Origin of the sequence: Streptomyces sp. NPDC052687 (genome assembly GCF_040678395.1) — a bacterium.
In the GTDB taxonomy this organism is placed as follows: Bacteria; Actinomycetota; Actinomycetes; order Streptomycetales; family Streptomycetaceae; genus Streptomyces.
Genome location: NZ_JBFATR010000002.1, coordinates 46,542 through 73,159, shown reverse-complemented (window position 1 = coordinate 73,159; position 26,618 = coordinate 46,542). Strand labels below are relative to the sequence as shown.

The window sequence follows — 26,618 nt, the reverse complement described above, 5'->3', positions numbered from 1 at the left end:
CCCTTCCGCAGGATAGAAATATCTACCAGCATGAGCACCCCTGCTCCGGACCCCGGAGGTGCGTGATGCGAGGCGCCCAGAGACGGGCCGAGGAATGGCTGGCCGCGGCGGCGACGGACCCGCGAGCCTGCAAACGCCAGTGGGCCGGGGAGACCGGCATAGCCATGCTGGCGTGCGGCCGGTTCTGGGACGTCCTGACCGTCCCCGAGGACCTGGGCGTGCTGGCCCTGGACGCCCTGCTGTGCATCCCGCAGACGCCCGGCCCCACGCTCGCCGACACCGGCTCCCGCCGCGTCGGCTTCTTCCTGCCGCCGGACCCGCACGGCCGCTGGATCGGCCCCGACATCCGGTACGCGGGCCGCGGCTCCTGGATCGCCGTCCCCGCGCCCCACCGCGCGGCGGGCCGGCTGCGCTGGCTCGTCCCGCCCGACGGCAGCGGCGCCCTCTTCGTCCCCGCCGCCGTCGAACTCGCCCTGCAGCAGGCCCTCGGGACCCTCGCCGCCCTGGCCGACGCCCGCGACGGCCGCTGCCCGGTCTGCGGCGGCGGCCGCACGACGACGGCGCAGCCGGCGAGCGGCGGCGCCGCACCGGTACGACGGCGGCGGTGAGGGTCCCTGCGGGAAACGGATCGTCCTGCCATGCCAGGGCAACGCGCCCCCGCCCACCGGCGGTGCGCCCGCCGCACCGCATGCCCCGCAACGGATGAGACGGGGTCCCCCGAACGGGGCCATGCGGTTATCCGACAAGGGACGCGACGATCGGGTCATATCGCCCGGCGTGCGGCTCAGTTCGTGAAGTACAGGTACTTCCAGGAGCCGTACGTCGTCGAGTTCACGTTGTCGCCGGAGGACCCGTTGACGTACACCGACCGCATCCGGGCCTTGATGCCGGACTCGCCGGGGGCCTCCAGGGACACCGCGGACCTGCCGTCGGAGCCGACCGGGAAGTACTCGTGGCCGGCGTCGTACCACTTGCCGTCGAACCGCACCTGGAGGTCGAAGCGCTGCTGACGGCCCGGGTGGTACGTCATGGTCGTGGTGAGCAGCGGGTCGGTGCTCTTGCGGAACCAGTAGTACGTGGTCGAGCCGATCGCGGCCTTCTTGTAGTGCCGGGAGACGGCCGTGGAGACGTGGACCTTGGCGTACGCCGTGACCTTGGTCGTCTTCGGCTTGTACCGGGCGTCGCCCTTGAAGACGGCGGAGACGACGGTGTCCCGCTTCATGTCGACGACCGCGGAGACATTGCCGGCGGAGTTCACGGTGGCCGTCTTGATCAGCTTGTTCGGCTTGTCGGAGCCGTAGGGGTTGGCCCAGATCTCGACCGTGCGGTTCCTGTACGTCGTCCCCAGGTGCGCGGTGAAGGTGACGTCCTTGCCGTAGCCGTAGACCTTGCCGTTGTTGTTCAGCGTCAGCGTGGTCGAGGCGCGGGAGACGTCCACCTTGTCCGACGCGGTCGCCGCCGTGTGCTCGGCGTCGCCCGCGTACGCCACCTTGTAGGTGACGGTGCCGCCGGCCGGCGGGGTGTCGGCGAAGGAGTACGAGCCGTCCGCCTTCACGGTGACCGCGGGCAGCGCCTTGCCGCCCGGGCTCTCCAGGTCGGTGCGGGTGACCTTCAGCTGCGCGCCCGCGGGCAGCGGCAGCGACGCCGACAGCCTGCCGGTGACCGTGAGCGGCTTGGCCCGGGTCGCGGTCGCCGGGGCGTTCACCGTGAGCGTGGGGACGCTCTTGACCGGGTCGGTGAGCGGCTTCAGGGTGTACGTGCCGTTCGACTGCACCAGCGCGAACAGCCGGGAGGCGTTCGGCGCCCAGGCGACCTGGACGTCGGCCCCGTTGCCGCCCACGGTGTACGTGCGCACCGGCGTGGCGGTGTTCGGCCGGAGCACCGAGACCTGGTCGCTGTACACCTGCGCGACCAGCCCGCTCGCCGAGACGTCGCCCTGCCAGGCCACCGGGTAGTCACCGGCGTCCGTGAACTGGCCGCCCGCGTAGGAGAACCGCTTGCGCGCGTTGACCAGCACCTCGGCGGCGTCGCCCGGGACCAGGTCCAGGTCGCCGGCCCAGTAGCTCTTGGACCCGTAGTAGGCGAGCGGCCGCGGCGTGGCGCCGGAGACGTCGAGGACGCCCATCTCGCTGCCGGTGTCCGACCCGACCTCGGCGTACGCCAGCACGCCCGGCTTGCTCGGGTCGGAGTCGACGAGCAGGTCGCGGAAGCCGGTCAGGCCCTCCGGGAGCTGGTCGAGGGTCACCGGGTCGGTGCCGCTCGCCGGGTCCGCCGCGAGGTCCACCGAGCCGAGCCGGGTGTCCCACGGGTCGCCGTGGCCGAACCACACCTTGCCGCCCGCGACGGCCAGCCGGCGCGGGCCCTCGGTGGTCCGCACGGCGTAACGGGCCGTCACGTCGAGCGTGGCCGCGTCCAGGACGACGATCTCGTGGCTGCCCGCCGCCGAGGCGTACAGGGTCGTGCCGTCGTCCGAGAGCGCCAGGTCGGCGACCGCGCCGATGCCGTCGACCGAGTCGACGACCGTACCCGCGTAGTCGGCGGCCAGGATCCTGCCCGCCGTGCTGTCACCGACGAACACCCGCCGCAGGGCGTCGGAGGCAACGAAGCCGCCGGGCGAGGCGACGGTGGCCGTGGCCGCCGACGCCGGAGCGGCCACGGCGACGCTCAGGGCCGCCGAGCCGAGAAGGACCGCGAACGCCGTCGCGGCCGAGATGCTGCGCGTACGCACAGGTGATGAACCCCCACGAGGAGACCCGGCGCGTGCCGGGCAGATGAGAGCGCCGCGCAACGCCCGGTCGGCATCTGCTGTCGCTGTCACGGGGCGCGGCTGCCGGGGCAGCGTATGGCATGGCAGTGACAATCGAGGAGGGGGTTTTCCCGCGGCTCGCCTCTTCCGCGTGTGCGGGCGGCCGCCCGGCGGTGTCCTCCGTTCGGGTGATCCGGCATGCGGGGCCGTGGGGGGAGGCCTTCACTGGAAGGAGAGTCGCACTCTCCGGGAGGCAGCATGGCCGGTCACCGCAGGAGGTGGGCCGCGCTCGCGGCGACGGCGGCGGCCTCGGTGCTCGCCCTCACCGGCTGCGCCGACGAGGACAGCCCCGAGCGCAAGGTCCGCGACGCCGCGTCGGCGGTCGAGTCGGCCGCGTCACGGGCCGGGGAGGCACTGGAGTCGGCGACGGCGGAGGCGGGCCGGCGGTTCGACGACATCGCGGGCGGCGTCGACGCCAAGGGGGACGTGACCCTGGGCCGGACCGCCACCGACGGCGACGGCCGGACCACGGTCGGGGTGACCGTGCGGAACACCGCGGACGCGGCCAGGTCCTTCGCCGTCCAGGTCGCCTTCACCGACCGGGACGGCAACATCCTCGACACCGTCGTCACCACCGTCCGCGACGTGCCGGCCGACGGCGAGCGCTCCGCGACCGCCCGCAGCAACCGCGACCTGAGCGGCGGCGTGAAGGCCGAGGTGGAGCGCGCCGTGCGCTACTGATCCACCGGCCCGTACGACAGGACCCCACCCCCCGGCGGAACCATGGGCGGCACCATGACCGACACATCCCCGGCGCCCTTCACCGAGCAGGACTACGCCGCCCGGATGTACCGCGCCGCCCGCGAGGCGGCACTCGTCGGGCTGTCCGGGCTGCTCGTCACGCCCGGCCCCGACCTGGTGTGGATGTGCGGCTACCGGCCCCCGGCGGTCACCGAACACCTCACGCTGCTCGTCCTCGCCGCGGACTCCGAGCCGTATCTGCTGGTCCCGGCCCTGGAACGCGGCGACGCGCAGGCCGCGCCGGGCGCGGGGGCCGTGCGGATCACCGCGTGGCAGGACGGGCAGGACGCGTACGCGGCGGCGGCCGGCCTGCTGCGCGCCCATGGCCGGTACGGCGTCTCGGACGGGACCTGGGCCGTGCACCTGCTGGGCCTGCAGGCGGCGCTGCCGCTCAGCAGCTACCGCCCGCTGAGCACCGCGCTGCCGCTGCTGCGCGCGGTGAAGGACGAGCGGGAGCTGGCCCGGCTCACGGCGGCCGGGGCGGCGGCGGACGCGGCGTACGCCGATCTGCTGGGCGTGCGGTTCGCCGGGCGGCGGGAGCGGGAGGTGGCCGACGTGCTGGCCCGGCTGCTGCGCGACCACGGCCACGAGCGGGTGGAGTTCACCGTGGTCGGGTCGGGACCGAACGGCGCCGACCCGCACCACATGGCGGGCGACCGGCGGATCGAGGACGGCGACATGGTGGTCCTCGACTTCGGCGGCCTGAAGGACGGCTACGGCTCCGACACCACCCGCACCGTGCACGTCGGCGAGCCCACCGTCGAGGAGCGCGCCGTGCACGAGGTGGTGCGGGCCGCGCAGCAGGCCGCGTTCGAGGCGGTGAAGCCCGGAGTGCCGTGCCAGGAGATCGACCGGGCGGCCCGCGCGGTGATCACCGACGCCGGGTACGGCGCGTACTTCACGCACCGCACCGGGCACGGCATCGGCGTCTCCACGCACGAGCCGCCCTACCTCGTCGAGGGCGAGCACAGCCCGCTGGCTCCCGGGATGTGCTTCTCCATCGAGCCCGGCGTCTACCTGCCGGGCCGCTTCGGCGTGCGCGTCGAGGACATCGTGAGCTGCGGGCAGGACGGCGGGCGGCGGCTGAACACGACCTCGCGCGAGCTGGCCGTGGTCGGCTGACGCCCCGGGCCCGGCGGGCGGGTCAGCCGAGCCAGACGGTGGTGTCCGGCGGCAGCACCCCTGGGTCCTCCAGAGGGGTACTGCCGATCAGCAGCTCGCCGGGCGGCAGCGGCACGGGCTCGCCGGACAGGTTGGCCAGGCACCGCCAGCCGTCCGTGCGGGCGAACGCCAGCACGCCCTCGGGGACGTCCTCCAGCCAGGTCAGCTCCTCGCCCTGCAGCAGCTTGCGGCGCAGCTTCAGCGCGCTGCGGTACAGCTCCAGGGTGGAGCCCTCCACCCCGTCCTGCGCCTCGACGGCGTACCGCGCGAAGGACTCCGGCTGCGGCAGCCAGGCACCGCCGGGTCCGAAGCCGTACGACGGTCCGGTGGTGGTCCACGGCAGCGGCACCCGGCAGCCGTCGCGGCCCTTGCGGACATGGCCGGTCTGTTCCCAGATCGGGTCCTGGAGGACCGCGGTGGGCAGGTCGGCGACCTCGGGCAGGCCCAGCTCCTCGCCCTGGTAGAGGTACGACGAGCCGGGCAGCGCCAGCATCAGCAGGGTGGCGGCGCGGGCGCGGCGCAGCCCGGCGGCGGTGTCGACGGCCGGGGCGTGGCCGCCGGACAGCAGCCAGGCGTCGACGTCGGTGCCGGGCGGCAGCATCAGCCGGGACGCGTGCCGTACGACGTCGTGGTTGGACAGCACCCAGGTGGCGGACGCGCCGGCGGCGCGGGCGTCGGCGAGCGAGGCGGTGATGACGTGGCGCAGCTCGGCGGCGTCCCAGCGGGTCTTCAGGTACTCGAAGTTGAAGGCCTGGCCGAGTTCGTCCGGCCGGGCGTACAGCACCCGGCGCGGGCCGGGCACCCACGCCTCGGCGACGGCCATGCGGGGCGGGGTGTAGGCGTCGAGGATCTTGCGCCAGTCGCGGTAGATCTCGTGGACCTCGTCGCGGTCGAAGAACGGGTGGGTGCCGGGCGGGAGGTGGACGAGGGACTCCTCGTCGCTCAGCTCGGGCGATCCGAGGTCGCGCAGCGGTTCGTCGAGGTCCTTGGCGAGGGCGTGCGCCACATCGACGCGGAAGCCGTCGACGCCCCGGTCGGACCAGAACCGCAGGGTGGTGCGGAAGTCGGCGCGGACCTCCTCGTTCTGCCAGTTCAGGTCGGGCTGTTCGGGGGCGAACAGGTGCAGGTACCACTGCCCGTCGGCAACGCGCTGCCAGGCGCTGCCGCCGAAGACGGACTGCCAGTCGGTGGGCGGCAGTTCACCGTGCGGGCCGCGCCCGTCGCGGAACACGTACCGGTCGCGGGCCGCCGAGCCGGGTCCGGCGCGCAGCGCCTCCTGGAACCAGACGTGCTGGTGGGAGGTGTGGTTGGGGACGAGGTCGACGATGACCTTCAGGCCGAGCCGGTGGGCCTCGGCGGCCATCGCTGCGAAGTCGTCGAGGGTGCCGAGGCGCGGGTCGACGTCCCGGTAGTCGGCGACGTCGTAGCCGCCGTCGGCGAGTTCGGAGGGGTAGAAGGGGGACAGCCACAGGGCGTCGACGCCGAGCGCGGCGAGATGGGTGAGCCGCTGGGTGATGCCTTTGAGGTCGCCGAGTCCGTCACCGTCGGCGTCGGCGAAGCTGCGGGGATAGACCTGGTAGATGACGGCCTGGCGCCACCAGTCGGGGTTCCTGGAGGAGAGGTCGGGCACGCGGCCTCCTTCTCGGCATTACGGGTGTTGCGGGTGACAGGGAGATGACTGTCCACATCGCCGGAAATACGAACATTCCTTGCGCCGCCCCGCAGGTAACGCCACGTCAGGGGCGGTCAGCAGTTTGTCAGGGGAATTGACAGCCTTCCCGGTGCGTCCGAACATGTGCTCGTGCTGTGCCGCGTGTGACCAGTGAGCACGGCGTTTCCACGACCACTTCCGGGGGGCTCCTTCGCCGGCCTCCCGTACCCATGCACACCCAGATGGGAACCACATGTCCATAGCGAGACGTGTCACCGCGCGACGCCTGCTGGGGACGGGCGCCGCGGCCCTCGCCCTCTCCGCCGCCTCCGTCACCTGCGCCCCGGGCGCCTGGGCGCACGGCACGCCGGGCGGCGACGGCTGGAAGCACGGCGGCCAGTACCAGCCCGGCACGGGCGCCGGTACGGAGACCGCCACCGACCGCTGCCAGTTCTCCCTCGACGGCGCGAACTTCTTCGACTCCGTCAAGGTCGACGACCAGAACCTGAAGCCGAGCGCCGACGGCAAGGTGCACATCACGGTCCGCGCCGCCGCCGACGCGGCCACCTGCACCGCCTCCCTGGCGTCCTACCTCGCCCACGGGCCGACGTTCGCCACCTCCGGCGAGCAGGTCTTCGTCGACTTCGACACGGTGACGGTCAAGCCGGGCGCCACCGACACCCTCGACATCGCGGTCCCGGACGCCGGCTGCTTCGCGCAGATCGACCTCTACCGCGGCGCCGTGAAGTACGACGGCAAGCTGGACGCCAACGACGGCTTCGAGCACGGTGAGCTGCCCAAGGGCCCGGACCGCCCGGTCATCAAGGACAAGCTGATCGCGGCCTGGAACGGCGGCACGAAGGACTGCACGACCGAGACCCCGGCCCCGTCGGAGCCCGCCCCGTCCGCCTCCGAGCCGGCCCCGGAGACCTCCGCGCCCGCCCCGGAGACCTCGTCCCCGGCCGAGCCGTCCGGCCCGGCCGAGGAGACCTCCCCGGAGGCCTCCGCCCCGGCGGAGCCGGAGTCGTCGAGCCCGGCCGCCACGGCCCCCGCCGCCACGCCGAACGGCGGCAGCGGCGAGGACCTCGCGGAGACCGGCGCCTCCAGCGCCACCACCCCGATCGCGATCGGCGCCGCCGCGCTGCTGGCCGCCGGCGCGGGCTTCGTCGTGGTGTCCCGCCGCCGCCGCGCCACCAGCTCCTGACCGAGCCCCCCGTCTGACGAGGCCGCCCGCCACCCCCCGCGGGCGGCCTCGTCGTCTGCGCGGGGCGTATGGCTGAGGGACCCTGACATCACCGCTGGAGCACGTATACCGCCCGGGCGGTAGAACCTCGACGGCGGCCTCCTCGCTTCAGCCGTCAGCCGTCGCACCGTCTACGGAAGGAGTGGCATCGGCAGAGCGCGGCCGTAGAGCTCATCGAGACCGATCAGCAAAACGCCACCTCGTTCCGCCTCGGCCCGCAGGGAGTCACTGAAGCCTGCCGCGCTGAAGCACGCCAGTCCGCACGCGGTCGTGTCCATGCCCCGCTCGCCCAGAACGTCCCGGGCCCTGGCAAGCCGCTCCAGGTGGCTCAGCCCCATGACGGTCCCCCACTTGGCCTCTCCGAGCAGGGCCACCGAAGGCCTGGTCCCGCCGGATCCCGGCTCGACCACCGCCACGTCCACCTGGTACTGCCGACGCGCCTTCGGGTCGGTCACCACGCCGCTCCCGACCTGCCCCAGGGACGTAGCCAGCAGCGATCGGCCCGGCCCGAGCACGTACTCGCGGCACACGGCCTCGAAATGCGGTTCCGCCACCTGCGCCGCGAACCGCTCGGCCGACTGGGCCCACACCTCGGACGCCTGTCCGCTCTCCAGCCGTGCCCAGGCGGGACGCATGACGGCCTCATAAAAGTTGATCAACGGTTCGGTGATCCGGTACTGCGACTTGCCTGCCCGGAACACGTCCGTCTCACGTGCAAGGAGGTGACTGTCCTCAAGGACGTTGAGCGGATGGGAGATGTCGACGGACTTACGGCCGATGTAGCCGGCGATGCCCCCGCGCGTGGTGTTCCCCTGCGCCACCGCTGCCAGAACCGAGTGGTAGAGCGCTGTGTCCCGGATGTCCGTCTCTTCGGCGAGCAGGTAGCGCGCCTCCCGGAAGAGCGGGCTGAACGGTGAGAGGACCGTACGGCAGATCCACTCGTCGAACTCATGCAGATCGGCGGGAACATCGTCCGCCAGGAACTGGCGGCGGTACGCGGGCGTGCCTCCGACCACGGCATGGAGCCTGGCCGCGAGCGCCGGTTCGGCGGTGACGCCCCAGAAGTCCGCGGCAGCCCGGTATCCGAAGGGCCGGACGACCAGTTCGAGCTGCGCCCGCCCGCGCAGCGGTGCGGTGCTGGCCAGCAGCCCGCCCATCACAGACATCGCCGAGCCGCAGAGCAGCAGCCGCATGCGGCTCTCCTCCATCTGGTAGCGGTCGATCTCGCGCTGGACGATCGAGGGAAGCTCAGGAGATACCTTCGCCAGGTAGGGGAATTCGTCGATGACCGCGAGGAACGGCCTGTCGCCCCGGTCGGGGGCGGCCAGACCGAAGAGGTACGTCACCGCGTCGTCCCACGTGGAGAAGGCGAAGGGAGCGGGGGAGCCGACGTGCTCGGCCAGCGCCGCGCTGAACTGCCGTAGGGACTCGGCCTCCGTCGCCGCAGTCAGGCTGACCGCTTTTGTCCACAGGCCCCTGCCCCATGCCATGCTCGGGATCGTCAGCGGCAGCGGCGCATGGGCAAGACCTACCTCCTGCGGGCGCTCGTCGAGCAGTGCGGCGGCTTCTACTTCGGGGCGAGTCCTTAGGGATGTAGTCCTTAGGAATGTAGTCCTTATCCCTGTCGGGACGCATCACTACTCGGGAAGATGCTCACGGTGAGCCCCAGGCCGGCCGGGCCAAGAACGTCGCCCCACCCGCCGTGAGCGCATCCTTGACGCGCCCCTCGATCTCCTCACCTTGCCCGATCACCCAGAAGAGGTGCGCGAAGCAGATGAGTCAGAGCAAGGGGCAGCCCCGTATCGACCAGCCCGGGGCGGCGAGCCCTGGGAGAAGATCACGGTTCTGCAGGAGATCTCCGACCCCAGCACGCGCCTCACCGAAAAGTTGCTTGCCTCGGCTCAGTGTCGATGGTTCAGGATCAGATCCCGGATGATCGCGGTCCAGGAGGAGCTGGACTGGAAGGCGTACGCCTCGTACGGGCTTGTCTCCCACGGGGAAGAACTGCTGGCCGCCCCGCAAGACCTGCCCGGGATCGCCCTCGGTGAGCGAGCCTTCGAGAACGCACTGGCGAGGTCGACCGCTGCGGGTGAGGCGCAGACGGAATGGTTCCGCCGCCATGGCTCGGAACCTGTGCCCGAGGTCCCCGAGCACTGGCCCGGGAATTACCGGGATGTGGTGAAGCGCCGCCTGAGCGCCATACCGGAGAACCCCTCGCTGTCGCTGCTGGAGCAGCCCGAGTACAAGCGCCGTTGGAATGCTCCGTCGTGCGACGCCGTCATTCGCGATCTCCTGTACAGGGCGACGGACCTGCACAAGCGGGCGGCATGGGAGGAACTGTGGGTGGTGCAGCGCCTGGAGGACTGACGAGGAGCGGTCGGTCACGACGCTGACCGGGAGCTGCCACCGCGCTTCACGTCCACGGACTTCTTCAGCCGTCCTGCAGGCCCCGCAGGGACCGCTAGAACACGGGCCTGTCCTGGAACCTCTCCACCGTCTCCAGCCACAACCGCACGTACCACTCCGCGTCCACGTCCAGGCCCACGTCGACCAGGGCGGGCGCGCGGCCCTCGCCGTGGATTTCGGACTCGCCGGGGCGGGGGCGGCGGTCGACGACGGTCTGGCCGCGGGCGGGGCCGGGGGCGAGGGAGACCTCGACCGGGAGCAGGCGGGTGGTGAGGCCGGGCGGGTCGGCGACCGCGCAGACGGCGCCCGCGTCGCCGAGGCCGCCGCCCGGGTCCTCGGGGTCCGCGTCCGGGGTGGCGGGGCGGTGGGCGAGGAGGTCGCCGGCGAGGCGGGTGCCGGGGTCGGCGCTCGCGCGCAGACGGGCGATGTCCCGGCCGGGGACGACGACCCGGGTGAACACGTCGAGGCCGTACATCGTGACCGGCACCCCGGCGGTGAGCAGGACCGCCGCCGCCTCCGGGTCGTGCCAGACGTTGAACTCGGCGACCGCCGTGGCGTTCCCGCAGGCCACCGCGCCGCCCATGAACACGATCCGCTCGATGTTGCGCACCACGCCGGGATGCGTGCGCAGCAGCAGGGCGATGTTGGTGAGGGGCGCGGTGGGGATCAGCGTGACCGGACGCGGGGAGGCGAGGATCTCGCGGCGCAGCAGGGTCACCGCGTCCACGTCGGCCGGCGCGCGGGTGGGGGCGGGCAGGCCGAGGTCGCCCATCCCGTCCTCGCCGTGCACGTGCCGGGCCGAGCGCGGCGGCTCGACCAGCGGCCGTTCGGCGCCCCGCGCCACCGGGATCTCGGGCGCGCCCGCCTGTTCCAGCACGGTGAGCGTGTTGCGGACGACGCCGTCCACGTCGGTGTTCCCGGCGACGCAGGTCACGGCGCGCAGGTCGAGCCCCGGGTGCCGGACGGCGAACAGCAGGGCCAGCGCGTCGTCGACGCCGGTGTCGCAGTCGATGATCACGGGGATGGGCTGACCGGTCACAGGGCACTCACTCCTTTCCGTCCGCGTCGACCCTATGCCGCGTCCCACAGTCCGGCACCGCGCGCGGCGACCCGCGCGGCCACCCGGCGCAGCAGCTCGCCGACGGGCAGCGGGCCGGGCCGCCGGCCGTCGCGCAGGCGTACGGCGGCCAGGTCGCCTTCGGCCTCGCGGGCGCCGGTCACCACCTGGTACGGCACGAGGCGCGCCGCCCGGATCCGCGCGCCGAGGCTGCCGTCGGCCGGGCCGCGCAGCTCGGCCCGCAGGCCCAGCCGCAGCGCCCGGTCCACCACGTCCCGCGCGTGCTCCTCCTGCGCCTCGGAGACCGGCAGCACCACCAGCTGCACGGGCGCGAGCCACGGCGGGAAGGCGCCGCCGTGCTCCTCCATCAGGTGCGCCACGGCCCGCTCGACGCTGCCGATGACGCTGCGGTGCACCATGACCGGCCGGTGCCGGGCGCCGTCGGGACCGGTGTAGTGCAGGCCGAAGCGTTCGGGCTGGTGGAAGTCGATCTGGACGGTGGACAGGGTGGCCTCGCGGCCGGCCCGGTCCACCACCTGGACGTCGATCTTCGGGCCGTAGAAGGCGGCCTCGCCCTCGGCCTCCTCGTACTCCACCCCGGCGCCGTCCAGCACCTCCCGCAGCAACCCGGTCGCCCGCCGCCACAGTTCCGCGCCGGCGACGTACTTGCCGCCCTCGCCGGGCAGTGAGAGCCGGTGGCGGGCGGCGCGGATGCCGAGGTCGGCGTAGGCGCGGGAGATCAGGCCGAGCGCGGCGCGGGCCTCGTCGGCGGCCTGGTCGAGGGTGCAGAAGACGTGCGCGTCGTTGAGGGTGATGGAGCGTACGCGGGTCAGGCCGCCCAGCACCCCGGACGGCTCGGAGCGGTACATGCCGCCCAGCTCGGCCAGGCGTAGCGGCAGTTCGCGGTGGCTGCGGGAGCGGGAGCGGTAGATCAGGGCGTGGTGCGGGCACAGGCTGGGGCGCAGCACGACGTCCTCCGAGCCGAGCCGCATCGGCGGGAACATGTCGTCGCGGTAGTGGTCCCAGTGGCCGGAGATCTCGTACAGCTCGCGTTTGCCGAGGACCGGCGAGTACACGTGCCGGTATCCGGCGGCCCGCTCGGCGTCCCGGACGTACTCCTCCAGGGCGTGCCGGACGACGGCTCCGTCGGGCAGCCAGTACGGCAGGCCGGCGCCCATCAGCGGATCGGTGCCGAAGATGCCCAGCTCGCGGCCGAGACGGCGGTGGTCGTGCGAGGGGGTCACGGGGTCTCCTTCCGGTACGGAGCGAGACCCGCGGGACACGGCGAAGCCCCGGGGCGCTCGCCCCGGGGCTTCGGACTTGGTCAGCTGTCAGCGCGCCGGGACGGTCTCCGGCGTCGTCGTGCGGGACACGAGGGCGCGCTGCATGGCGAGGACGGTAGTGGGGGGTGGGGTGGGGGCGCGAGTGGTTTTCCGGGGCCGGGGGTTTTCGGAGGCCGGGGTTCCCGGGGGCTGGGTTTCCGGGGGGGGCCGGGGTTTCCGGGGGGGGGCCGGGGTTTCCGGGGGCGGGGGTTTTGGAGGGGGCGGTCAGGCGGCGGTCACCCGGACGGCCCGGAGTGCGGTGGTGCGGTGATCACCCGGACGGCCCGGAGCGCTGGTGACCGGGCGGGTGCGGTGGTGCCGTGGACGTACCACCGTGCCCGGCACGTCCCCTTGGAGTCGCCCCCGATGGCCCTTTCGACGACCCGCTCGCGCCTGACCGCCCTCGCCGCCGTCACCCTGCTCGGCGCCGGTGCCTGCTCCGCCATCGAGATGGAGGCGGCGGACCCGCGGACGGCCTCCCCGGCGGCCTCCTCGTCCACCGCCCCCGGCAGGTCCCCGTCGCCGGGGCCGGCCACCCCGCCCGCCCTCACCGAGGCCCAGGCCCGGGCCGCCCTGCTCGCCTGGTCGGACCTGGGCGAGCCGTGGGCGCCGACGCAGGGCGCCGCCACCTGGCGGGACGCCTTCCTCAAGGCGCGGGCGGCCGAGGGCACCGCGCCCGACTGCCAGCGCCTGCTCGACCTGCTCTACGCCGAGGAACTGCTCGGCGCGCCCGCGAAGGCCGTGGTCGGCCTGGACGACACGTACAACGAGGCCCAGTTGCGCTACCAGATCTCCGCGCAGCGCCCCGCGGACGTCGACCGCACCCTCGCCTGGCTGCGCACGCTGCCCGAGGTCTGCGGGTCCTTCACCGCCACCATGGTCTCCGGGACCGTGGAGCAGGTGGAGGTGGCCGACGCCCCGCTGCCCGAGGCCGGGGACGTCCGCCAGGGGCTGCGGGTGACCGCGACGATCGAATGGGAGGGGGAGCCGGTCACGCTCACCGTGGACGTGGCGGCCGTACGCGTGGGCGAGGACGCGTTCACGCTGACCAACGGCGGGCTGGGCGATGTGTACAGCGAGGTCACGGCGGCGGCGACGGAACTGGGGGCGCGGCGGCTGGCGGAGGTGCGCAGGCAGGGGAGGGTGCAGGTGTGAGGACCGGCCCTCCGGGCGCGCTTGTGGTGCCTCGGTGCCGCCGGGGGCCCGCGGGCTTCGGGGCCTGCGGGGCCGGCGGGCTTCGGGGCCTGCGGGGCCTACGTGCCGCAGGGCTGGCGGTGCCCGGCGCCTGGGATGCGCGGGGCCGGCGATCCCTAGGGCCTCCGGCGTCCGGGGTGGACTCCGGTGCCCGGCGCCTGGGATGCGCGGGGCCGGCGATCCCTAGGGCCTCCGGCGTCCGGGGTGGACTCCGGTGCCCGGCGCCTCCGATGCCCGGGGCTTCGGGGCGTCCCGCGCCCGGGCCTCGATGACCGGACCTTCGGCGGCCGGGCCATCGGTGCGCCGGGGCGTCCGGTTGCCGGAGCATCCGGTTGCCGCGGCGTCCCGTTGCCGGAACATCCGGTTGCCGGAGCGTCCCGTCGCCGGAACATCCGGTTGCCGGAGCGTCCCGTCGCCGGAACATCCGGTTGCCGGAGCGCCCCGTCGCCGGAACATCCGGTTGCCGGAGCGTCCCCTTGCCGGAACATCCGGTTGCCGGAACATCCCGTAACCGGGGCGCCCCCCTTGCCGGGGCGCCCCCTTGCCGGGGCGTCGGGTGCCGGGGCGCCCCGTTGCCGGAACATCCCGTTGCCGGAGCCGTCGGTACCGAGGGCGCCTTCGCGGGCTCACTCGCGGTCGAACGGCTCTCGCCGGGCCACCACGTCGTGTGCCAGGTCCAGTACCGTACGGCCGTGCGCGAAGGCCCGGGCACGCAGGCGGGCCAGGGCCTCGTCGGCCCCGATGCCTAGCCGGGCCATGATCATGCCGACCGCCTGGAAGACCCGGTCGTGCCCGTCGGCCAGGTCGGAGAGCCAGGTGCCGTCCGCGCGGTAGCCGTACTCGTCCTCGCAGGGCAGGTACATCAGCGCGACGGTCACCACCCGCGCCATGAGGTGCGCGATGTGCTGCTCGCGGGCGGTGAGGACGCCGGGGGCCTCGCGGTACAGGTCGAGGGTGCCGACGCAGCCGGCGCCGTCGCTCAGCGGCAGCGCGTACACGGCCCGCACCCCGGCCGCGGTGGCCTGCTGGGCGAAGACGGGCCAGCGGCCGGCGTCGGCCCGCGTGGCCAGGTCGTCGACGAGGACCGGCGCGCCGGTGCGGGCCGCCTCCAGGCAGGGCCCCTCCCCCAGCGACGCCTGGATCTCCATCAGCTCGGCGGCCCGGTCGTCCCCGGCGCTCAGCGGTACGGGCATCCCCTCGCCGGCCAGCGAGACGCCGGCGCCGTCCACGGGCAGCAGCCGGGTCGCGACCTGGCACAGCCGGCGCGGCAGATCCCCGGCGCCGACGCCCCGTACCGATTCCGCGATCACGTCGGCGGCCCATGCTCCGTCCCGCTCCTGCCTGGGCCGCACGGTCACTCCCTCCTCCGGCCGCCGGGAAACGACGCCCGACTACCCGGCCGGGGGGCCGCGAAACGGCTGTTCCCACAGGCACGGGGCGCCTTCCGGCCTACGCCGAGGGCATGACCGAGCAGTCGATCCACCGGCGCCTGCACGAGATGCGCGACCATCTCACGCCGCCTCCCGGCTGCACCTGTCCGGAGATCACGGACGGCAAGCTCGTCATCATGATGAGTCGAGGCCGCGTCACCAGCTCACCGCGGTGGACGTGCGCGACCAGCCGCCCAGCTGCCCAGCTGCCCGACGGCATGGTCGTGGCGGAGGCCACGGACACGGACGACGCGTCGCCGGGCACGCTCCGCATCCCCGGCCTCCTGGTCGTCTCCAGGGCTGCCATGGAGACGAAGGACAGGAGGCCGCGCTAGCGGGCGGACGCCGCCGTGCGTTCCGCCGCCGTCCCGCACGCCGGTTCGGTCGCCCGCGCCGGGCCGGTGTTCGCCGCGGCGACCAGGGCCGTGACGGCGAGGACGGCGGCGGCGAGCGCTCTGGCACACCGCGTGGAAGGACGGCCGGGGTGGGCGATAGGGCGTCCGGGCACGGCAACCTCGCAGCAGACGGCGGCAGCAACAGCGGCGGATTAAGCGGGCTTAACTTCCCTGGTTATCTTCCTCCACGCTAGGGGGTGCGGACTTCAACGGGAAGACCGGGCCCGCCAGTTGACGCTGGCATCATGTGCGCATGGCGACGGCGGAACGCGACGACCCGGAGACCATCGGGCGCAGGGTGCAGCAGCTGCGGCGGGAACGCGGACTCACCCAGCGGCAGCTGGCGGAGCCCGCCTACACCCCCGCCTACATCTCCACCCTGGAGTCCGGCCGCGTCCGCCCCTCCGACGAGGCCCTGCGCCATCTCGCCGGCCGCCTCGGCGTCGCCTTCGACGAACTGGCCACCGGCCGCCCCGCCCACCTCGCCACCGACCTGCGGTTACGGCTGACCGAGGCGCAGCGCACGCTGGCCACCGGGGAGGCGGAGGAGGCCGCCCGCCAGTACGCCGCCCTGCTCGCCGAGGCCGACGCCCACGGCCTCGCCGACGCCCGGTACGCCGCCCTGCTCGGCCTCGGCGAGTGCGGCCTGGAGACCGGCGACCTCACCGCCGCCCGCGAGCACTTCGAACGCGCCGAGCGGTGCCTCGCCGACGCCCCGCTGCCCGCCCGTGTCCCCGCCCTGCGCGGCCGCGCCGTCGCCCACTACCTCGCCGGGGAACTCCGGTACGCCGTCTACCTCCTGGAGACCGCCCTCGACGAGCTGAACCGCGGCGGCCTGCACGACCCGGACGCGCTGCTGCTGCTCTACGCCAGCGTCATCGGCCCGTACATGGACATGGGCGCCCACGCGCGCGCCGCGCAGGCCGCCGAGTTCGCCCTCGCCCTCGCCCCGCGCGCCGCCGATCCCGCCCTGGTCGCCCGGATGCACCGCTCGGTCGCCCGCACCCTGCTCGCCGAGGGCCGTATCGCCGAGGCGGACGCCTCCCTCGCCAAGGCGGCCGAGATGTACCGCCAGCTGCGGCTCCGCACCGAACTCGCCAACTGCCACTGGATGCGCGGCTACGTCTACGCCCAGAACGGCGACCTGGAACGCGCCGAGGACGAGCTGCGCTCCGCCCAGACCATGCTCTCCGCGCACCGCGCCGCCCTCTACAGCAGCCAGGTCGCCGTCGAACTCGCCGACGTGCTGCACCGCCGCGGCCGGTCCGAGGAGGCCGCGGCGCTCCTGCGCAACGTCCTCGGCGACCTCTCCTCCGAGCGCGGCGCCGTCCACGCCGCGGCCGCGCACCGCCTCCTCGGCCGGATCGCCGAGGCCGCCCACGACACGGAGGCCGCCGAGGAGCACTACGTCCGCGCGCTCAGCCTCCTGGAACGCGCGGGCGCGGCCGGCGACCTCGCCGACCTGTGCCGCCTGCTCGGCGACCTGCTGCGCCGCACCGGCCGCGTCGAGGCCGCCTTGGACGCCTACCGCACCGGCCTCGGCCACCGCACGGCCCCCGGCACCACCACCCTGGGCCCGGCCCCGGCCCGTCCGCCGCTGTGACCGCGCCACCCGCGTCGGCGGGCAGCGCCATGCTCAGCCCTGGGTCTGGAGTTCCAGGCGGCGCAGCTGCCGGCGGACGTGTTCCAGGGCGCCCGCGCGGCGGCCGGGGACACGGGCGCGCAGGTCGGCGAGGGCGGAGCCCAGTTCGCGGGCGCGGGCGGGTTCGGTGATCTCGCTCCACTGGTGGTGGGCGCGGTCGACGGCCGCCTCGACGGCGGGCGCGTCCGCGGGCTGCCCGGCGGCCAGCCGGGCGGCGGCGACCGTCAGCCAGGTGCGGCAGCTGCGCGCCGGGTCCCCGGCGAACATCGCGAGGTCGGCGCGGACCTCCGCCCAGTGCAGGGCCTCCTCGGAGCCCGGCCCGTGGGCGCGTACGGCGGCCTGTTCCCACTGGGCGGCCAGGTGGTCGGCGTGGCTGTGCCGGCCCGCCTGCACGGCGGCGGTGATGGCGGCGTGCGGGTCGTCCGCGGCGGGCGGGGGCGCCGCCGCCAGGACGAGACCGGCGGACGCGTCCTCGGTGCGGGCCAGGGCCAGTTCGTGCAGCTGCCCGAGCGGGGGTCTGCGGCCGCTGCGCAGCAGGGTCGCCAGGGCCTTCATGTAGGCGGGCGCGGCGGGCGTGGAGCGGCGGCCCGGGGGCGGGGCGACCCGGCCGTAGACCGCGGCGGTGCGGCCGGTGTCGAGCGGGGTGGTGCGCAGCAGGTCCCAGGTGTCGGGGTCGGCGTGCAGGTCGAGGAAGAGGGTGGTGGTGCCGGGCGCGCGCAGCCGCAGCTCCTCGCGGAACCAGTGCCAGGGGAAGGCGGTGTAGCGCACGGTCGCCGGGGTGGTGCGGGCGAGGGCCAGGTGGGGCAGGCGCTGGCGGCGGTCGAGCTGGAGCTGCCCGGTGACGTAGACGGTGAGCGGGCCGGGGGCGGAGGCGGCGGCCCGCAGGCGGGTGAGGACGGCCTGGGGTTCCAGGGGGTCGGCGAGTTCCACGACGTTCGCGGTGTCGGTGCCGGCCAGCACGGCGGGGTCGACGGCCGCGAGCACCGGGAGCACGGCCGCGGCGTCCACCAGCCGGCCTCGGCCCACGGGCGAGGCGGCGAGCAGCAGCACGGTTCCGGGCATCGGTCCCTCCCCTGTCGGTCAGTACGCCGACGCGTCCCAGGTCGCCGGCGGTCCGTACGCCGCCGATCCGTACGTGATCGGTCACGTACGCAAAGCACCGTAACCGGTGGCCGGGGCGGCGCGCGGGTCAGGCGGGCAGGCCGGTGCCGATGATCCGGCGGACCGCGAAGACGGTGGTGTCGTCGTCGAGGCGCCCGGCGCTGTGCCGCAGCACCCCGTCCCGGACCAGCGCCACCAACCGGGGCGGCCGGGCCGTGCACGGGTCGGCGGCGAGCGCGTGGCTCACCGCGTCCGTCAGCGGGTAGTACGTCCCGCCGCCGTCCCGTGCCTCGGTCACGCCGTCGGTGGTGACCAGCAGGGTCTCGCCGGGCGCGAGCACACAGCGGCGCACGACGGGCGGGGAGGCGTCCCGGACGAGGTCGCCGAGGCCGAGGGGAAGCCGGTCGCCGGGCGGCAGGGCGCGGACCCCGGCGGGGCCAGCGACCAGGGGCGGCTCGTGGCCGAAGTTGACCACGTCGACGGCGTCGGGCGCGTCCGCGGGGAAGTCGAGCAGGACGGCGGTGGCGAACCGGTCGCTGTCCTCGCCGCCCCGGCCCAGGTCGGAGAGGTGGCCGCGGTGCCGGCGCACCCGGGTCTCCAGGCGTTCGGCGACCGTCCCGAGGTCCCGCTCGTGGTAGCCGGCCTCCCGGAACGTGCCGAGCAGCGCCGCCGCCATCTCCACCGCGCCGAGGCCCTTGCCCTGCACGTCGCCGACGAGGACGCGGGTGCCGTGCGGGCCGGGCTGGATGTCGTAGAAGTCGCCGCCGACGCGGGCCTCCACGTCGGCGGGCAGATAGACCTCCGCGTGCTCCAGGCCGCCCCACACCGCGGGCAGCGGGCGCAGCACGGTACGGCGGATGGTGTCGGCGATGTACCGCATGCGCAGCATCCGCTCCTGGCCGCGGATCCGCACCGCGCACGCCAGGGTGGCGAGGATGCCGCCGAGCGCGACCAGGATGAAGTCGGGCAGCCCGGCCCGGTACGCGTCCGGCCACAGGCTGTCCACCAGGCCGTAGGTGACGACGGACAGCACCGCGTACCCGGCCGTCCCCCACACCCCGCAGATCGTGGCGGCGATACCGGGCACCAGCACGATCCACGAGACGATCCGGAAGCCCGCGCCGGTGTTCACGTCCGTCAGCGCGATGGCCACCAGCAGCAGCAGCGGCGGCACCCAGGCGACGCTGCGCCCGCGCACCCGCAGCAGCTGCTGCCGGTGGGCGGCGGTGGGCCACGGGGCACGGGGGTACCGGTCGCGCGGGCGCCGGCCGCCGCGTCGGCCGTCGCGCGCGCTCACGGGCTCCATGGCCCCCAGCGAAACACGGGGCCGGGCGGCCCGCATCCGGTCCGGGAACCGCCCGGCGCCCCCGGCCACGGTGCGTGACCTGCCGAGTTGCCGGGGATCGCGGCCCGGTGTGCCCTGGAAGGCGGGGGCGAGGAGAGAGGAGTTCTCCCATGGCTCACGCGGCACCGGTGTCCCGCAGGAACCGCGGCGGCACCCGCGACACCCGCACACCCGACTTCTTCTCGGCGCGCACGCACCGGATGGCGAGCTGGGCGTGGCCCGTCTTCGCCGGGCTCGTGTACGGCTACTGGGCGGCCGCCATGCGGCGCGAGGGCGGACCCGTCACCGGCTGGAACCTGCTGTTCGGCTTCGTCACGGCGCTGGTGTTCGTCCTGCTGTATCTCGCCGTGCGCGCGCTGGGGCGGCGGGTGCAGCGGGAGCTGCACGCGGGGCTGTGGGCGGCGTTCGTGGGCAGCGCGGTCGGCTTCCTGTACGTGAACAGCCCGAGCGGTTCCGTGCTGGGCGCGGCCGCCCGGTCGCTGCCGGTCGCGGCGGGTGTGTTCGCGATGCTGTTCTACCGGTACTACACCCACGAGGACGCGGAGGGCCGCACCGCCGGGAGCGGGGCCGCCGAGGACCGCACCGCCGGGAGCGGGGCCGCCGAGGACCGCACCGCCGGGAGCGGGGCCGAGCGCCGGCCGGAGCGCCGGTCAGGCTGACGCGCGTCTGTCTCCTCCTCAGGTCGGGGAGGGCTGAAGCTCCAGGTGCCCGAGAGGGTGAACTCGGCCGTCCAGCGCCCGTCCTTCCGGACCGGGCAGGGCTCGGCGCGGGCCGGCACGTGATGCCGGCCGGTTTGCATGATCGGCTCCCTTCTCCCCGGACCACCGGGTAACACCCGTCCGGGTGAACCCTCCACCGGAGAGCGGGAAGCGCAGCTCGGGGCGGGTGCGGAGGTCTGCCCGCCCGCGGATCCACCCGGATCCACCCGGATCCACCCGTACGGCGGCCCAGTTGTCGCGCCGACCGCGCGTACGCCGTTGCCTGGGAGCGTGTCCCCCCGTACGACGCCCCGTCCTCGGCTCCTCCGCCGCCCGTCCGGCCGCCCGTCGCGGGCCCGTGACGGGCTGTCGGCTGCGCTGATCGCCCTGGCCTGCCTGCTGCTGCCGTTCGGCGCGCTGGCGGGCTGGGCGGCGTACGGACTCACGGACACCGGGCGGTACGTGCGCACGATGGCGCCGCTGGCCGCCGATCCGGCCGTACGGGACGCCGTCGCGGACGCCGTGCGGGAGGAGCTGGCGGACGAGCTGGGGCCGCCGCTGCGGGGCCCGCTGGGCCCGTTCGTGCGGGACGCGGTGCGCTCGTTCACCCGGACCGACGCCTTCCGCGCGGGCTGGGACGCCGCGAACCGCGTCACCCACACCGCCGTCCTGCACGCCGTGCGGGAGGGCGACTCGGGCCGGCCGGTCACGGTCGACATCGCTCCGGTGGCCGCCGAGGTGAAACGGGAACTGCTCGACGACCGCGTGCCGTTGGCGGACCGCATCCCGGTTCCGCACACCGAGGTGGCGGTGCTGCCCGCGGCGGAGGCGGACCGGCTGCGCGAGGGGTACGACGTGCTGGAAGTCGCCGCGTTCTGGCTGCCGTTGGCGGCGTTCCTGCTCGCGGTCGCCGGGATCACGCTGGCCGGCTGCCGCCGCCGCGCGGTCACCGCGACCGCGCTGGGCACCGCCCTCGGCGGCGCGCTCCTCGGCCTCGCCGTCGCCGCGGGCCGCCGTCTGACCCTCGCGGGTCTGCCCGCCACCCCGCACCGACCGGCCGCGGGCGCCGTCTACGACGCGCTCACCGCCACCCTCCGCACAGCATCCTGGCTGCTCCTCGCCCTCGGTCTGACCGTCGCCGCGACCACCTGGCTGACCACCCGCCCCCACCGCACCCCCCTCACACCCCCGGCCCCCCGGCCCACCGAGACCCAGACCTGACCCTCACCGGCCTGCCCACCACCCCGCACCACCCACCGCAACCCCCTCACACCCATGACCCCCGGCCCACCGAGGCCCAGACCTGACCCTCGCCGGCTTGCCCACCACCCCGCACCGACCGACCGCCGGCGCCCTCGCACCCATGGCCCCCGGCCCACCGACGCCCAGACCTGACCATCCCCCCCGGTCCCTCACCCGCTGCCGCGCGCCACCTCCGCCAGCACGCCCAGTGCCCAGTCCAGTTCCTCCTCCGCCGCCGACGCCAGCCCCAGCCGTACCGCGTCGGGCGTACGCGCCGGGTCCACGGCGAACGACGGTCCCGGCGTCACGGCGACACCGCGCGCCGCCGCGGCGGCGGTGAAGGTGTCGGCCCGCCAGGGCGGTGGGAGTTCCCACCAGGCGTAGTAGGCGTGCGGGTCGGAGCGGACGGTGAAGCCGCGCAGCCGGGTGGCGAGCAGGCGCTGGCGGCGGGCGGCGTCCGCGCGTTTGGCGGCGACCAGCCGGGTCACGGTGCCGTCCTCGATCCAGCGCACGGCCGCCTCCAGGGCGAACCGGCCCGCGCTCCAGCCGCCGGAGCGGATCGCGGCGGCCACGGCGGGCACCCGCTCCTCCGGTACGACGAGGAAGCCCGCGGTCAGGCCCGGCGCGACCCGCTTGGACAGGCCGTCGACGACATGGGTGAGGCCGGGGGCGAGCGCGGCGAACGGCGGTCCGGGGCGCAGGAAGGACCAGATGCGGTCCTCGACCACCGGCAGGCCGAGTCCGGTGACGGTCCGGGCCAGGGCGCGGCGGCGCGGCTCGGGGGTGGTGAACGAGGTCGGGTTGTGCAGGGTGGGCTGGAGGTACAGCGCGGAGAGCGGCGCCGTGCGGTGGGCGGCGGCGACGGACTCGGGGAGCACTCCCTCGTCGTCGGTGGCGAGCGGGACGAGGGTGAGGGCGAGCCGCGCCGCGATCTCCTTGACCAGCGGATAGGTCAGCGGCTCGACGCCGACCCGGCCGCCGGGGCGGACCAGCGAGGCCAGGGCGGCGGCGATGGCCTGGCGGGCGTTGCCGGTGAACAGCAGCCGCTCGGGCTGGGGCCGCCAGCCGGGCTCGGTGAGCAGCCCGGCGGCCGCCGCGCGGGCCGGGGCGGTACCGGTGGCGGGGGCCGGGCGCAGCGCCCCGGCGAGCGCCGCGGGGTCGAGGAGCGGGGCGAGGGCGGGGGCGAGGAGCGCGGCCTGGCCGACCGCGGCGGGGTAGTTCAGCTGCAGGTCGACCGGTGGGTGCGCGCTCTCCGCCGGCTCGGTGAGGGCGCGGCCGGCGCCGCTCGCGGGCGGGGCGGCCCGTACGAAGGTGCCCCGCCCGACCTCGCCGACGACCAGGCCCCGCCGGACGAGTTCGCCGTAGACCCGGCCCGCGGTGGACGCGGCGATGCCGAGGCGCCGGGCGAAGGTCCGCTGCGGGAGGAGGCGCTGTCCGGGGCGCAGCCGCCCGGAGGCGATGTCGGCGGCGATGCGGTCGGCGAGCCGGAGGTAATCGTCCACGTGGGCCTCCTCGTGGGGATTGCACCGAGGGCAAAGATGTTATTGCACCGAGGAGTTGGGCGGCCGTACGGTCGAGCCATGACCGTCTCCCTCGCCTACGAGGACAGAGGCGCCGGAAGCGGCGTGCCCCTGCTCCTCGTCCACGGCCACCCCTTCGACCGCACCATGTGGACCCCGCAGATCGAGGCGTTCGCCGCGGAGCGCCGGGTCGTCGCACCCGACCTGCGCGGCTACGGCGCCTCCCCGGTGGTCCCCGGCATCACGCCGCTGTCCGCCTTCGCCGCCGACCTCGAAGCCCTGCTGGACCGCCTGGAGGTGGAGTCGGTCGTCCTCGCCGGCCTGTCCATGGGCGGCCAGATCGTCATGGAGTGCCACGACCGCCTCGGCGACCGCGTCCGCGGCCTGGTCCTCGCCGACACCTTCGCCGAACCCGAGACCGACGAGGGCAGGCGCGTCCGCAACGCCATGGCCGACCGGCTGCTGCGCGAGGGGATGCGCGGCTACGCGGACGAGGTCCTGCACAAGATGGTCGCCCCCTACGCCGACCCGGCGGTCCAGGCCCACGTCCACCGCATGATGACGGCCGCCCCGCCCGAGGGCGCCGCCGCGGCCCTGCGCGGCCGTGCCGAACGCCCCGACTACCGCCCCCTGCTCGCCCGCGTCACGGTCCCGGCCCTGGTCGTCGTCGGCGAGGACGACGAGTTCACCCCGGTGCCCGTCGCCGAGTCCCTGCACGCCCTCCTGCCCGACTCCGCCCTGCACGTCGTCAAGGGCGCCGCCCACATGCCGAACCTGGAGCGCCCGCGGGAGTTCAACGCGGCACTGGCCGCCTTCCTGGCCCGTATCGACGCCTGAAACCGCTGGTGACCGCCGGGTCCGCCCGGCTAGCGTCACCGTCCATGCGCGAGACGACGACCCTGTGGCGTCCCACCGGCCCCGAGGAACTGGCCCTGGTCGAGGCCTCCGGCTGGACGGCCTGGCCCCCACGCCTGCCCGAGCAGCCGATCTTCTACCCCGTCCTGAACGAGGACTACGCGGTGCGCATCGCCCGCGACTGGAACGTCCCCGCCTCGGGCTCCGGATACGTCACCCGCTTCGAGGTCGACTCCGCGTTCCTGGAGCGCTACCCCGTCCGTCGGGCGGGCGGCGAGACCATCCTCGAACTCTGGGTGCCGGCCGAGGAGCTGGAGGAGTTCAACGCGCACATCGTGGGCCGTATCGAGGTCGTGCGGGAGTTCCACCGGGAAGCCGGCTGAGACACCCCTGGGCGGACGGGGGGGCCTGACCGGAGAGCCGTCGGCGCTCGGCGTGCCGGCCGGGCTCCCGGGCAAGACGCCCATAATGGGCCCATGTCCCGAGAGTTCCCGATCGGCCTCACGCCTCCCGACTGGCTGGTCCGGAACCTCCGCCCCCAGCGGGCCCCCGTCAACCGGGCGGCCGTGGTCCGCGCCGCCGTGGCGATGGCGCTGCCGCCGGCCGTCGGGCTCGCGGCGGGCCGCCCCGAGTACGGCGCCCTCGCCGCGATGGGCGCCCTGTCGGGGGTCATCGGCGACACCGCCGACGCCTACCGCCTGCGCATCCTGAACATCGCCGTCCCGCAGCTGCTCGGCGCGGTCGGTGTCACCCTCGGCACCCTGGCGTACGGCCACGGCTGGACGGCGGTGGCCGTGCTCACCGCCATCGCCCTGGTCTCCGGGATGATCTCCACGATCGGCGCGGTCTCCTCCGTGTCCGGCCTGCTCCTGCTGCTGAACGCGGTGGTCGGCGCCGGCCTGCCGATGCCCGGCGAGTGGTGGCTGGCGCCGCTGCTGATGACCGGCGGCGGACTGCTCGTCCTGGTACTCGCCCTGCTGTCCTGGCCGCTGCGCTCCGGCGTGCCCGAACGCACCGCCGTCGCCGCCGCCTACCGGGCCGTCGCCGACCTGCTCGCCGCGTGCGGCGCGGACACCGAGACGTACGACACCGCCCGGCACGCCGCCACCCAGGCGCTCAACCAGTCGTACGACGTCGTCCTCGCCCGCCGCTCCCGCTACCACAGCCGCAGCCGCGACCTCACCCGGCTGCTCGCCCAGCTCAACGCGGTCATCCCGGTCATCGAGGCCGCTCCCGCCGCCCACCTCGCGGGCCGGCCGCTGCCGCCCGGGGTCCCGCAGGCCGTCCGCCACCTCGCCGAAGCCGTCGACACCGGCTACACCGGCCCCATAGGGCTGCGCCTGCCCCTGCCGCTGACGGAGACCGGCCGCGCCGTGGACCAGGCGCTGCGGCACGCAGCCGACGTCGTCACCGCCCCCGACGTCGACCCCACCGGCATCCTCGACCGGCTCGGCCACCCGGGCGCCCTGCGCACCCGCGCCGCGCTGGCCGCCCGCAACGTGCTGCTGTCCGCCGCCTCCTGGCGCTACGGCCTGCGCCTGGCCCTGTGCATCGGCCTCGCCCAGGTCCTGGTGTCGACCGTCACGGTGCCCCGCTCCTACTGGGTGGCCCTGACCATCACGTTCGTCCTCAAGCCCGACTTCGGCTCGGTCTTCTCCCGCGCCCTGCTGCGCGCCCTCGGCACGGTCGCGGGCCTGGTCGTCGCGGCGGCGGTGCTCTCCCAGGTGCCGCGCGGCTGGTGGGACGTGGCGGTGCTGCTCCTGCTCGCCCCGCTGATCCCCGCCCTCACCCCGCGGGGTTACGGCCATCAGACGGCCGCCATCACCCCCGTGATCCTGCTCCTGTCCGACATCCTCAACCGCGAGGGCACCGCCCTGCTGCTGCCCCGCCTCGTGGACTCCCTCATCGGCTGCGCGATCGCCCTCGTCGCGGGCTATCTGCTGTGGCCGGAGAGCTGGCACACGCGGGTCGGCGACCGCCTCGCGGACGCGGTCGCCGACACGGCCCGCTATGTGGAGTGCGCCTTCGGAAGCGGCGCGAGCGGCACGGACCCCGCGGCCCGCGCCCGGATGCGCCGCCGCCTCTACCGCGACCTGTCCGCGATCCGCACCGAGTTCCAGCGCGCTCTGACCGAACCGCCGCCCACGGGCCGCCGCGCGGCGGCGTGGTGGCCGCTGGTGGTGGCGGTGGAACGGATCGTCGACGCGACGACGGCGGCGAGGGTCCGCGTGAAGCAGGGCGCGGCGCCGCCGTCGTCGGCGGAGGTGTCCCAGGTGATCCTGCAACTGCGGGAGCTGGCCGAGGGCGTACGCCGGGCGGACACCCTGGTGGCCGTCCGCACCGACCTCACCGGCCCGCCGGGCAGCGTCCTGGAGCCCCTGCGCCAGGAGGTCGCGGCGGCCCGAGCGATCGCCTCGCCGCACTAGGAGGTGTCCGCCCAGGCGCCACCGCGCCGGGGGCCGCCGCGCCGGGGGCCGCCTCGCGGGGGGCCGCCTCGCGGGGGGCCGCCTCGCGGGGGGGGGCGCCGCGCCGGGGGCCGCGGCCCCGCGCCCGGGGCCCGTGGGGCACATGCGACGGGGCGCCGCACGCGGCGGGACGGACCGGGCCGGGGCGGGGCGGACACCGACCGGACACCGCACGGAGCGGGACGTGCCGGGCCGGGTTGGGCCGGGCCGGGACGACGGGGCGGACACCGACGGACACCGCACAGGCCGGGCCAAGCCGGGGCGGACACCGACCGGACACCGCACAGGCCGGGCCAGGCCGGGGCGGGCACCGACGGACGCCGCACGGCCGGGCCGGGGCGGAC

General features: G+C 75.1%; 22 protein-coding genes and 1 pseudogene. 13 read left to right on the top strand and 10 right to left on the bottom strand.

Features of this window, described 5'->3' with window-relative positions:
- Nucleotides 1-65: 65 nt before the first annotated feature.
- Nucleotides 66-608 (top strand): hypothetical protein, encoded by a 543-nt coding sequence (locus tag AB0K92_RS03205; protein ID WP_365918898.1) that lies wholly within the window; start codon nucleotides 66-68, stop codon nucleotides 606-608.
- Between the two features lie 176 nt (nucleotides 609-784).
- Here AB0K92_RS03205 and AB0K92_RS03200 read toward each other — a convergent pair whose 3' ends face one another.
- Nucleotides 785-2,728, bottom strand: a complete 1,944-nt coding sequence (locus AB0K92_RS03200; protein ID WP_365918896.1) for an Ig-like domain repeat protein — start codon at nucleotides 2,726-2,728, stop codon at nucleotides 785-787.
- Nucleotides 2,729-3,004: 276 nt separating this feature from the next.
- Here AB0K92_RS03200 and AB0K92_RS03195 point away from each other — a divergent pair, with 276 nt between their 5' ends.
- Both AB0K92_RS03195 and AB0K92_RS03190 read left to right on the top strand, forming a co-directional pair.
- Nucleotides 3,005-3,487, top strand: coding sequence for an FxLYD domain-containing protein (locus AB0K92_RS03195; RefSeq protein ID WP_365918894.1), 483 nt, complete (start codon nucleotides 3,005-3,007; stop codon nucleotides 3,485-3,487).
- A gap of 54 nt (nucleotides 3,488-3,541) precedes the next feature.
- A complete protein-coding gene (locus tag AB0K92_RS03190; protein ID WP_365918891.1) occupies nucleotides 3,542-4,669 on the top strand; it encodes an aminopeptidase P family protein in 1,128 nt (375 codons plus the stop codon).
- A gap of 22 nt (nucleotides 4,670-4,691) precedes the next feature.
- Here AB0K92_RS03190 and AB0K92_RS03185 read toward each other — a convergent pair whose 3' ends face one another.
- Entirely contained in the window at nucleotides 4,692-6,338 is a 1,647-nt protein-coding gene (locus AB0K92_RS03185; protein WP_365918889.1) for a glycoside hydrolase family 13 protein, read from the bottom strand.
- 274 nt (nucleotides 6,339-6,612) lie between these two features.
- Here AB0K92_RS03185 and AB0K92_RS03180 point away from each other — a divergent pair, with 274 nt between their 5' ends.
- The gene (locus AB0K92_RS03180) at nucleotides 6,613-7,563 is read left to right on the top strand and encodes an LAETG motif-containing sortase-dependent surface protein (RefSeq protein WP_365918887.1); all 951 of its coding nucleotides are present in this window, start codon (nucleotides 6,613-6,615) and stop codon (nucleotides 7,561-7,563) included.
- Nucleotides 7,564-7,733: 170 nt separating this feature from the next.
- On the opposite strand, the gene AB0K92_RS03175 is transcribed toward AB0K92_RS03180, so the two are convergent.
- Nucleotides 7,734-9,092 carry an ATP-binding protein gene (locus AB0K92_RS03175; RefSeq protein WP_365918885.1) on the bottom strand — a complete coding sequence of 453 codons (1,359 nt, stop codon included), beginning with the start codon at nucleotides 9,090-9,092 and terminating at the stop codon, nucleotides 7,734-7,736.
- A gap of 442 nt (nucleotides 9,093-9,534) precedes the next feature.
- Between AB0K92_RS03175 and AB0K92_RS03170 the strand changes: the two genes are divergently transcribed.
- Complete coding sequence (locus AB0K92_RS03170; protein ID WP_365918883.1) at nucleotides 9,535-9,969, top strand: hypothetical protein; 435 nt, start codon at nucleotides 9,535-9,537, stop codon at nucleotides 9,967-9,969.
- A 94-nt stretch (nucleotides 9,970-10,063) separates the two neighbouring features.
- Here the strand turns inward: AB0K92_RS03170 and AB0K92_RS03165 are convergent, their stop codons facing one another.
- Together AB0K92_RS03165 and thrS are read right to left on the bottom strand one after the other, a co-directional pair.
- Nucleotides 10,064-11,047 (bottom strand): nucleoside hydrolase, encoded by a 984-nt coding sequence (locus tag AB0K92_RS03165; protein ID WP_365918881.1) that lies wholly within the window; start codon nucleotides 11,045-11,047, stop codon nucleotides 10,064-10,066.
- 32 nt (nucleotides 11,048-11,079) lie between these two features.
- Entirely contained in the window at nucleotides 11,080-12,309 is a 1,230-nt protein-coding gene (gene thrS / locus AB0K92_RS03160; RefSeq protein ID WP_365918879.1) for a threonine--tRNA ligase, read from the bottom strand.
- Nucleotides 12,310-12,753: 444 nt separating this feature from the next.
- Between thrS and AB0K92_RS03155 the strand changes: the two genes are divergently transcribed.
- Complete coding sequence (locus AB0K92_RS03155) at nucleotides 12,754-13,542, top strand: hypothetical protein (protein WP_365918877.1); 789 nt, start codon at nucleotides 12,754-12,756, stop codon at nucleotides 13,540-13,542.
- A gap of 665 nt (nucleotides 13,543-14,207) precedes the next feature.
- On the opposite strand, the gene AB0K92_RS03150 is transcribed toward AB0K92_RS03155, so the two are convergent.
- The gene (locus AB0K92_RS03150) at nucleotides 14,208-14,933 is read right to left on the bottom strand and encodes a GAF and ANTAR domain-containing protein (protein ID WP_365918875.1); all 726 of its coding nucleotides are present in this window, start codon (nucleotides 14,931-14,933) and stop codon (nucleotides 14,208-14,210) included.
- 110 nt (nucleotides 14,934-15,043) lie between these two features.
- Here AB0K92_RS03150 and AB0K92_RS03145 point away from each other — a divergent pair, with 110 nt between their 5' ends.
- Nucleotides 15,044-15,346, top strand: a complete 303-nt coding sequence (locus AB0K92_RS03145; protein WP_365918873.1) for a hypothetical protein — start codon at nucleotides 15,044-15,046, stop codon at nucleotides 15,344-15,346.
- Here AB0K92_RS03145 and AB0K92_RS03140 read toward each other — a convergent pair.
- The gene (locus AB0K92_RS03140; RefSeq protein ID WP_365918872.1) at nucleotides 15,343-15,519 is read right to left on the bottom strand and encodes a hypothetical protein; all 177 of its coding nucleotides are present in this window, start codon (nucleotides 15,517-15,519) and stop codon (nucleotides 15,343-15,345) included. The two genes, AB0K92_RS03145 and AB0K92_RS03140, sit on opposite strands and share 4 nt — an antisense overlap.
- 140 nt (nucleotides 15,520-15,659) lie before the next feature.
- On the opposite strand from AB0K92_RS03140, the gene AB0K92_RS03135 reads away from it, so the two are divergent.
- Complete coding sequence (locus AB0K92_RS03135) at nucleotides 15,660-17,009, top strand: tetratricopeptide repeat protein (protein WP_365918870.1); 1,350 nt, start codon at nucleotides 15,660-15,662, stop codon at nucleotides 17,007-17,009.
- A 33-nt stretch (nucleotides 17,010-17,042) separates the two neighbouring features.
- Here AB0K92_RS03135 and AB0K92_RS03130 read toward each other — a convergent pair whose 3' ends face one another.
- Together AB0K92_RS03130 and AB0K92_RS03125 are read right to left on the bottom strand one after the other, a co-directional pair.
- Nucleotides 17,043-18,110: a hypothetical protein gene (locus AB0K92_RS03130; RefSeq protein WP_365918868.1), complete on the bottom strand. Its 1,068-nt coding sequence runs from the start codon at nucleotides 18,108-18,110 to the stop codon at nucleotides 17,043-17,045.
- Nucleotides 18,111-18,237: 127 nt separating this feature from the next.
- A complete protein-coding gene (locus AB0K92_RS03125) occupies nucleotides 18,238-19,455 on the bottom strand; it encodes a PP2C family protein-serine/threonine phosphatase (RefSeq protein WP_365918866.1) in 1,218 nt (405 codons plus the stop codon).
- 149 nt (nucleotides 19,456-19,604) lie between these two features.
- Here AB0K92_RS03125 and AB0K92_RS03120 point away from each other — a divergent pair.
- Both AB0K92_RS03120 and AB0K92_RS03115 read left to right on the top strand, forming a co-directional pair.
- A pseudogene (locus tag AB0K92_RS03120) lies at nucleotides 19,605-20,042 on the top strand (hypothetical protein); the annotation flags it as partial.
- 528 nt (nucleotides 20,043-20,570) lie between these two features.
- Nucleotides 20,571-21,413, top strand: a complete 843-nt coding sequence (locus AB0K92_RS03115; RefSeq protein WP_365919385.1) for a hypothetical protein — start codon at nucleotides 20,571-20,573, stop codon at nucleotides 21,411-21,413.
- A 191-nt stretch (nucleotides 21,414-21,604) separates the two neighbouring features.
- Here the strand turns inward: AB0K92_RS03115 and AB0K92_RS03110 are convergent, their stop codons facing one another.
- Entirely contained in the window at nucleotides 21,605-22,936 is a 1,332-nt protein-coding gene (locus tag AB0K92_RS03110; RefSeq protein ID WP_365918864.1) for a PLP-dependent aminotransferase family protein, read from the bottom strand.
- Between the two features lie 78 nt (nucleotides 22,937-23,014).
- Between AB0K92_RS03110 and AB0K92_RS03105 the strand changes: the two genes are divergently transcribed.
- From AB0K92_RS03105 to AB0K92_RS03095, 3 genes are all read left to right on the top strand, one after another.
- A complete protein-coding gene (locus AB0K92_RS03105; RefSeq protein ID WP_365918862.1) occupies nucleotides 23,015-23,791 on the top strand; it encodes an alpha/beta hydrolase in 777 nt (258 codons plus the stop codon).
- Nucleotides 23,792-23,835: 44 nt separating this feature from the next.
- On the top strand, nucleotides 23,836-24,192 hold the full coding sequence (locus tag AB0K92_RS03100) for an ADP-ribosylation/crystallin J1 (RefSeq protein ID WP_166000622.1): 357 nt from the start codon (nucleotides 23,836-23,838) through the stop codon (nucleotides 24,190-24,192).
- A gap of 93 nt (nucleotides 24,193-24,285) precedes the next feature.
- The gene (locus AB0K92_RS03095; RefSeq protein ID WP_365918860.1) at nucleotides 24,286-26,235 is read left to right on the top strand and encodes an FUSC family protein; all 1,950 of its coding nucleotides are present in this window, start codon (nucleotides 24,286-24,288) and stop codon (nucleotides 26,233-26,235) included.
- Nucleotides 26,236-26,618 lie beyond the last annotated feature (383 nt).